The sequence below is a fragment of the Bacteroidota bacterium genome (genome assembly GCA_018698135.1).
Classification (GTDB): Bacteria; Bacteroidota; Bacteroidia; order CAILMK01; family JAAYUY01; genus JABINZ01.
The window spans coordinates 1-5,649 of the sequence record JABINZ010000259.1; the positions used below are offsets into that span (position 1 = coordinate 1).

Sequence of the window (5,649 nt, forward strand, 5' to 3'; positions counted from 1 at the left end):
AAACGCCACCTGATGATATTGACATGAATCAGGATGTTAGTGATGATGAGTTACCTTTTTAAAGTTATCATCCTTCGGTGAATCAATAGTTTACAAGAAAGTTGTTGTTCCTTTTAAGGGATGATAACTTTTTTAATTTCAGGCACTTTGTTCTCTGACAATATTGTTACAAAATAACAACCTGAATAATCAGAAAAATTAATTTGCTGCTCTGCATTATTCCATGTGTTGACTATTCTTCCAAATAAATCAATCAATTGAATATCTGAACCGATGTGTTGATCTGAAAGAATCAGCTGTGAGCCATGAATTTGAATCAGATTTTCATCAATATTGGCCTTTATATCCAACAAATTATCATAGGTAAAAACCAATTCAAAACGATCTGTGTATGTTGCACTTGCTAAGTGAATGTCAAAATCGGTCAATTCATCCAGCAGAACTTTTGTATCAGTTAATTTGTCTATCAGATACACCTTCAAACCGGCAGGAATATTTTCCTTCCTGTTTAATTTGAATTGATAATGACCACTTGTATTAGCATCAATTCCTAATTTGACAACATCCCTACCAACAACATAGGGTCTTCCTTGAATGGCATATTCTTTATCTAATCCATCTATATATGAGTATAAAGCCAGAAATGCATTTCCTTTCAGTTTATGTGCATCATACATATTGTCAAAGCCTTCTGTTGCTTCATTTGTAAATCCTACTAATATTTCATTATAGACATTATTTTTATCTGTTACACTGATATAAAATCGTTGTACAGGATCAATTTCAGGTGTAAAAAAAGTTGCACTAAAAGCTGATTTCATATCGTGATTAAAAGTCACTTTTGTTGGGCTACCACTTTGACTTTGTACAAAGAAACCTTGCCCTAATGCTATACTATCAGGAGAATTTCCAGAACCATTATTCCCTTTTGTAGTACCTGTCAGTGTCCATGATGCAAAATCACTAGTAGAAGGACTTCCGCTTTCATCCCAGAAATGAAGAGTTCCATAAATATATGTATTTGATCTTGCATTTTCATTCAAAAAAGCTCTTGGTGAAACAGAACATGGATACGGATTACCAATCAAATTCCAATCATCTTGATTAGAACTGATTGCTGGTTCTATTGTAACAGTATTTAGAATGCCTTCAAAACATATAATTTTTGAAGTTGTAGAAGCATGAGAATATGGAATTGTATAACTAATACCTAAGTCCATGTCAGTCGAGGCAAATACTCTTGTCCATTTGCTATTAATCCCTCCTCCTAAAGAAGGATCATATTTATAAGCATTAAAATTTCCCAAATTCCCATCCAGAATCGAACTTATTTTTGCATTAGATATTGGTGCGGAAACAAAATGAGTCTTGGCAGTTGTGGAAACTTCAATATATCTTTCACAAGTTGCAGAAATACCTGAAGATGAAGTTATAAGAGAGCCTGTACTTGTTGCATTTGATTTGACAGTAATCCCATCGATTCCTGGAATATTTGATAATGATCCTGAAATAATTAACTTTCCATAAATTGTAATAGCATCATTTGTTTGTATATAAATATCACCAGCTGGACTTGCTCCATTTCCGCAACAATTTACTTCACAATTTTCGGATATAACAATATTCAAATGATTTGAGGTAGTTTGATTATTGTCTAGTGCATCTCCATTAAATCTTAATTCGATATTCATTGAAATTGTCAAGTTTGTATTACCAATAGCATTTTTTCTCATTCTATTTACAGTAAAACTACCTGTGCCATCTATTACACAATTACTTCCATTTATATTAAAAGAGATTGCATCATCATTCCCTAATCCATTACCAATAGTACCATTACAGCTAATATTTGAATAAACATTTAAATATCTTAATGATGTCATACCTGTGTAATCTGCCCATAATTTCCCTCCATTTGCAATTGATATATTTTTACAATCTCTTGTTCCTGAATAGGGTATAATTACTGTATGCGTATTTAATATTTCAACATCAGAAGTTGCAGATGGAATATTTATTGTTGTATTCCAAGAGCTTCCATCATATTCTTCCCAAGTTGTACAATTTGTCCACGAACCACTTGTTGCGGATCTAAAATCACCAGTAACCTGAGCGTAAATAATAAAACAATGAAAAATGAATAAAAAGAAAAGGAATATCTTTTTCATATCGTTGATTTTAAAGCATGTAGTTATTTCTGAAGAAACAACAAATTACATATTTTATTAATAACTATATGCGTTATATCTATAAAATTTGATATCAAATTTCATTTTGTTTTTATTTGCTGATATTTTTAAATATGATTTACCTTTGCACCCGCAATAAGGCTCTGTAGCATAATTGAATAGTGCACCTGACTACGGATCAGGAGGTTGGGGGTTTGAATCCCTCCAGAGTCACACTGTAAATCAATCGGTTACGCAATTTTACCTGTGTAACCGATTTTTATTTGCATACAATTTGCATACATATATATGCCATTTCCATGAACTCTGACTCAATTAGTAAGCAAATAGAATAACAACTTAGTAAGTTTTCAATGTGCTATTCAGGCAACTGGTTGAATTACTATTATGGCCTACTCATAAGGATTACAAAAGAATTTGAAATCTATTTGCAAACAATTTGCAAACAATTCTGGGGTATTAGCTCAGTTGGTTTAGAGCGCTACCTTGACAGGGTAGAAGTCACTGGTTCGAATCCAGTATATCCCACTGAAGGTTTTCAATTAGTTTTGAAAACCTTTTTTGATGCCCTAATCTTATTTCCTTTCAAAAAAAATCATAAAATATTATGTGGTTTTAACAATGTTGTTATATTTGTGATTTCAACAAAACTTTTGTAATGATCGAAAAGGGTAAGAAGATAACGATAAAGTATTTTTTAAATATCAGGTTGCCATTTGAACCAGAGTTTTATGAAATTACTGAGGATGACAAAGATTCAACAGAACTTAAAAAATATTATCCTTTATATTTTCAAATCACTTATAACAGAAAAAGTACCCAACTTAAATGTTTTACAGACTCTGCATATTATCATGATATAAATGACATAGATGAAAAGATAAAAGCAGAGCTTCAGAAGCAAATGAATCTATTAAAGCGAATAGTAGCTTATGAGACCAGACATTTGCCACAATCATACTCATTAAGAGGTATTCGTGAAAGATACCTATTTTATGCAACTAGTTTGATGGAGATCATTGAGGAATCTGTGTATTCTAAATACAATGATGTTCTACCACAAACCAAGTCTGAATATATGCGCATGTTATCGCAAGTATATCCAGATAAAATCCAATTCAAAACGATCATAAGCGCAACTTTAAAACTTATTCCCGATTTTATGGATTTTGCTGATGAAAACTCAAAGATGTACTTTGTAATGTATTCATATCTTGACAAGCTATTTAATAGAATGAAATCAAGAAATGAAGAGTTTACTATCTTGGACTGGTATGATGGCAGTGCACGAGCTGTTGTGATTAATTTCATGAATGATCTTCAACCTGATGAAAATACAAACAGGTATCTGGTTTTAATAGATGAGATATTAAAGAATAGAATGAATTAGATTTTTTTAACTAATATGTTTTGATAAATAGTATTGTATAACAACATAAACAAAATCAACATGAGTAACCAAACCTTTACATTCCTACCACAAGATGTTGTAGATGAGTTATTAGAATTAGCACAAAATTTAAGAATAGTATTGCCAAAACTTCAAGAAGGATCAACCTCATCCAAACTAGGTGATTGGATTCCAGAAGAAGAAGCAAAAAAATTACTGGGACGTAAAACAACCTGGTTTTATAACAAAAGAAAATCAGGAGAATTAGATGGAAGAAAGAGAGGCAATAAGTGGTGGTATCGATTAAGTGATATTCAGGCATTCATTGAAAGTTAAAAAATAATAGACATGTCTGATATCACATACTTTCAGGAGAGGATTGGCTCTCTGAACCTTAAAGAAAAAGACTATACGGTCACACTGAGAAACTCCTCCAATCAACCATTTGAGCACAAGGTTTTTGAAGCAGATAGAAAAGGTAATATCACAATGACTCCTTTTACCTTAAAAGGTGAACTGATTTATTATGATCATCCAAAAGCTACGCCTGAAAAACCAAACGGCTATAATAATAAAGAACAAGTCTATCAGGTTACCAGGCTTTCAAAAGCAATCGTAAGTAATAATGGCGATTCTCTAAGGTATATGATTCCAAAAGGACAAGGAACCTTACCGTTTTTAACACCCTCCTTACTAGAAAAACATTCAAAACAGGAAAAAATTAAGACCCTTTTTCTGACAGAAGGAGTCTTTAAACAATATTCGGCATCCAAATATGGACTCGATATTATTGGCCTTACATCAATCACTCATTATAAGGATAGGAAAACCGGAAAACTCCATTCTGATATTCTGGAGTTAATTAAAGTATGTCAAGTTCAGAATGTTGTAATGATATATGATGGTGATTGTCTGGATATATCAAAACATGCTTTATCTCAAAATAAAGACGTAACACAAAGACTCCAGCAATTCATCAACTCAGCTATTGCCATGCGAGAACTTTTAAAAGATCTGGAAATTCAGTTTTACTTCTGCCATATCAAATCAAGAGAGCTTGATGGTCATCCTAAAGGCCTTGATGATTTATTGATCTTAAAAAAAGGGAAGGAAAAAGAAATACTCAACAACCTTCAGAAATTCAGTGAACCATCTAAATACTTTTACAAACTGGATATAACCAAAGGTTATAAACCATTGATCAACTATTTTGGCATCAATAACCTCGAAAGATTTTATGAAGACCATATCGAAGTGTTAAAAGATTATGAATTTAATTTCAAAGGGAAATTCTATCAATGGGATGAAGAAACAAACCAGCTTCAAAAAAGAATTTATATTGATAAAACTCCAATAGTCTTTCATCAAGGATTACAATTCTGGTATTACGATAAAAATGACGAGGTGAAGTTCGATTATAGTTCCATGTATGAATTTTTAAAAGCCAATGGTTTTGGGAAGTACATCACATTGGACAAAATGTTCACCTATATTAGAATAAAAGGTAAAATCGTGGAAGAAGTCCAACCATACCAGATCAGGGATTTTATTACTGACTTTTTGAAAGAATACGGAAACAGGACGATTCTAAATATGATGTTCAGAGGTGGCAAACAATATGTTTCCAAAACTTCTCTCGAAAACCTAGAAGTCTTAAATCCATACTTTCCAAAAAGTAATAAATATTCTCAACTCTTATTCTTTGAAAATTGCGTCTGGGAAATTTCTGCCAATGGAGTTAAAGAAATTAAATACCAGGACTTCCAAGGTTTTGTTTGGGCTGATCACATCATTTCGTTTAAACCCACATTATTGTCTGCCCCTTTCAATATAATGAGCTTAACAGAAAGTACTGGTTATGACATACAGATTAATAAAGAATATGACTCTGATTTCCTGTCGTATATTCAGAATACATCAAATGTATATTGGACAAAAGAAGAAAAGGGAAAAACGAGAGAAGAAAAGCTTGAAGAATACCAACACTTTTTGAGTAAAATAAATGCTTTTGGTTATTTATCACACTCATTTAACAATAGCAGTAAAACATGGGCTGTTTTAGGTATGGAT

The 5,649-nt window shown here is 32.1% G+C and carries 4 protein-coding genes and 2 tRNA genes; 5 read left to right on the forward strand and 1 reads right to left on the reverse strand.

Annotated features, from left to right (window positions below):
• Positions 1–113 precede the first annotated feature (113 nt).
• Positions 114–2,168, reverse strand: a complete 2,055-nt coding sequence (locus HOG71_16070; protein ID MBT5992365.1) for a hypothetical protein — start codon at positions 2,166–2,168, stop codon at positions 114–116.
• Between the two features lie 160 nt (positions 2,169–2,328).
• On the opposite strand from HOG71_16070, the gene HOG71_16075 reads away from it, so the two are divergent.
• The 5 genes from HOG71_16075 to HOG71_16095 form a co-directional block, all read left to right on the forward strand.
• Positions 2,329–2,402, forward strand: a tRNA-Arg gene (locus tag HOG71_16075).
• Positions 2,403–2,642: 240 nt separating this feature from the next.
• Positions 2,643–2,717, forward strand: a tRNA-Val gene (locus HOG71_16080).
• Positions 2,718–2,847: 130 nt separating this feature from the next.
• Positions 2,848–3,579 carry a hypothetical protein gene (locus HOG71_16085; GenBank protein MBT5992366.1) on the forward strand — a complete coding sequence of 244 codons (732 nt, stop codon included), beginning with the start codon at positions 2,848–2,850 and terminating at the stop codon, positions 3,577–3,579.
• Positions 3,580–3,639: 60 nt separating this feature from the next.
• Positions 3,640–3,915 carry a helix-turn-helix domain-containing protein gene (locus HOG71_16090; GenBank protein MBT5992367.1) on the forward strand — a complete coding sequence of 92 codons (276 nt, stop codon included), beginning with the start codon at positions 3,640–3,642 and terminating at the stop codon, positions 3,913–3,915.
• 12 nt (positions 3,916–3,927) lie between these two features.
• A partial coding sequence (locus HOG71_16095) for a hypothetical protein (protein MBT5992368.1) occupies positions 3,928–5,649 on the forward strand: 1,722 nt, incomplete at its 3' end.

Coding starts and splice junctions, on each gene's coding strand:
- HOG71_16070 (MBT5992365.1), bottom strand. CDS start 2,168: ATGAAAAAGATATTCCTTTTCTTTTTATTCATTTTTCATTGTTTTATT.
- HOG71_16085 (MBT5992366.1), top strand. CDS start 2,848: ATGATCGAAAAGGGTAAGAAGATAACGATAAAGTATTTTTTAAATATC.
- HOG71_16090 (MBT5992367.1), top strand. CDS start 3,640: ATGAGTAACCAAACCTTTACATTCCTACCACAAGATGTTGTAGATGAG.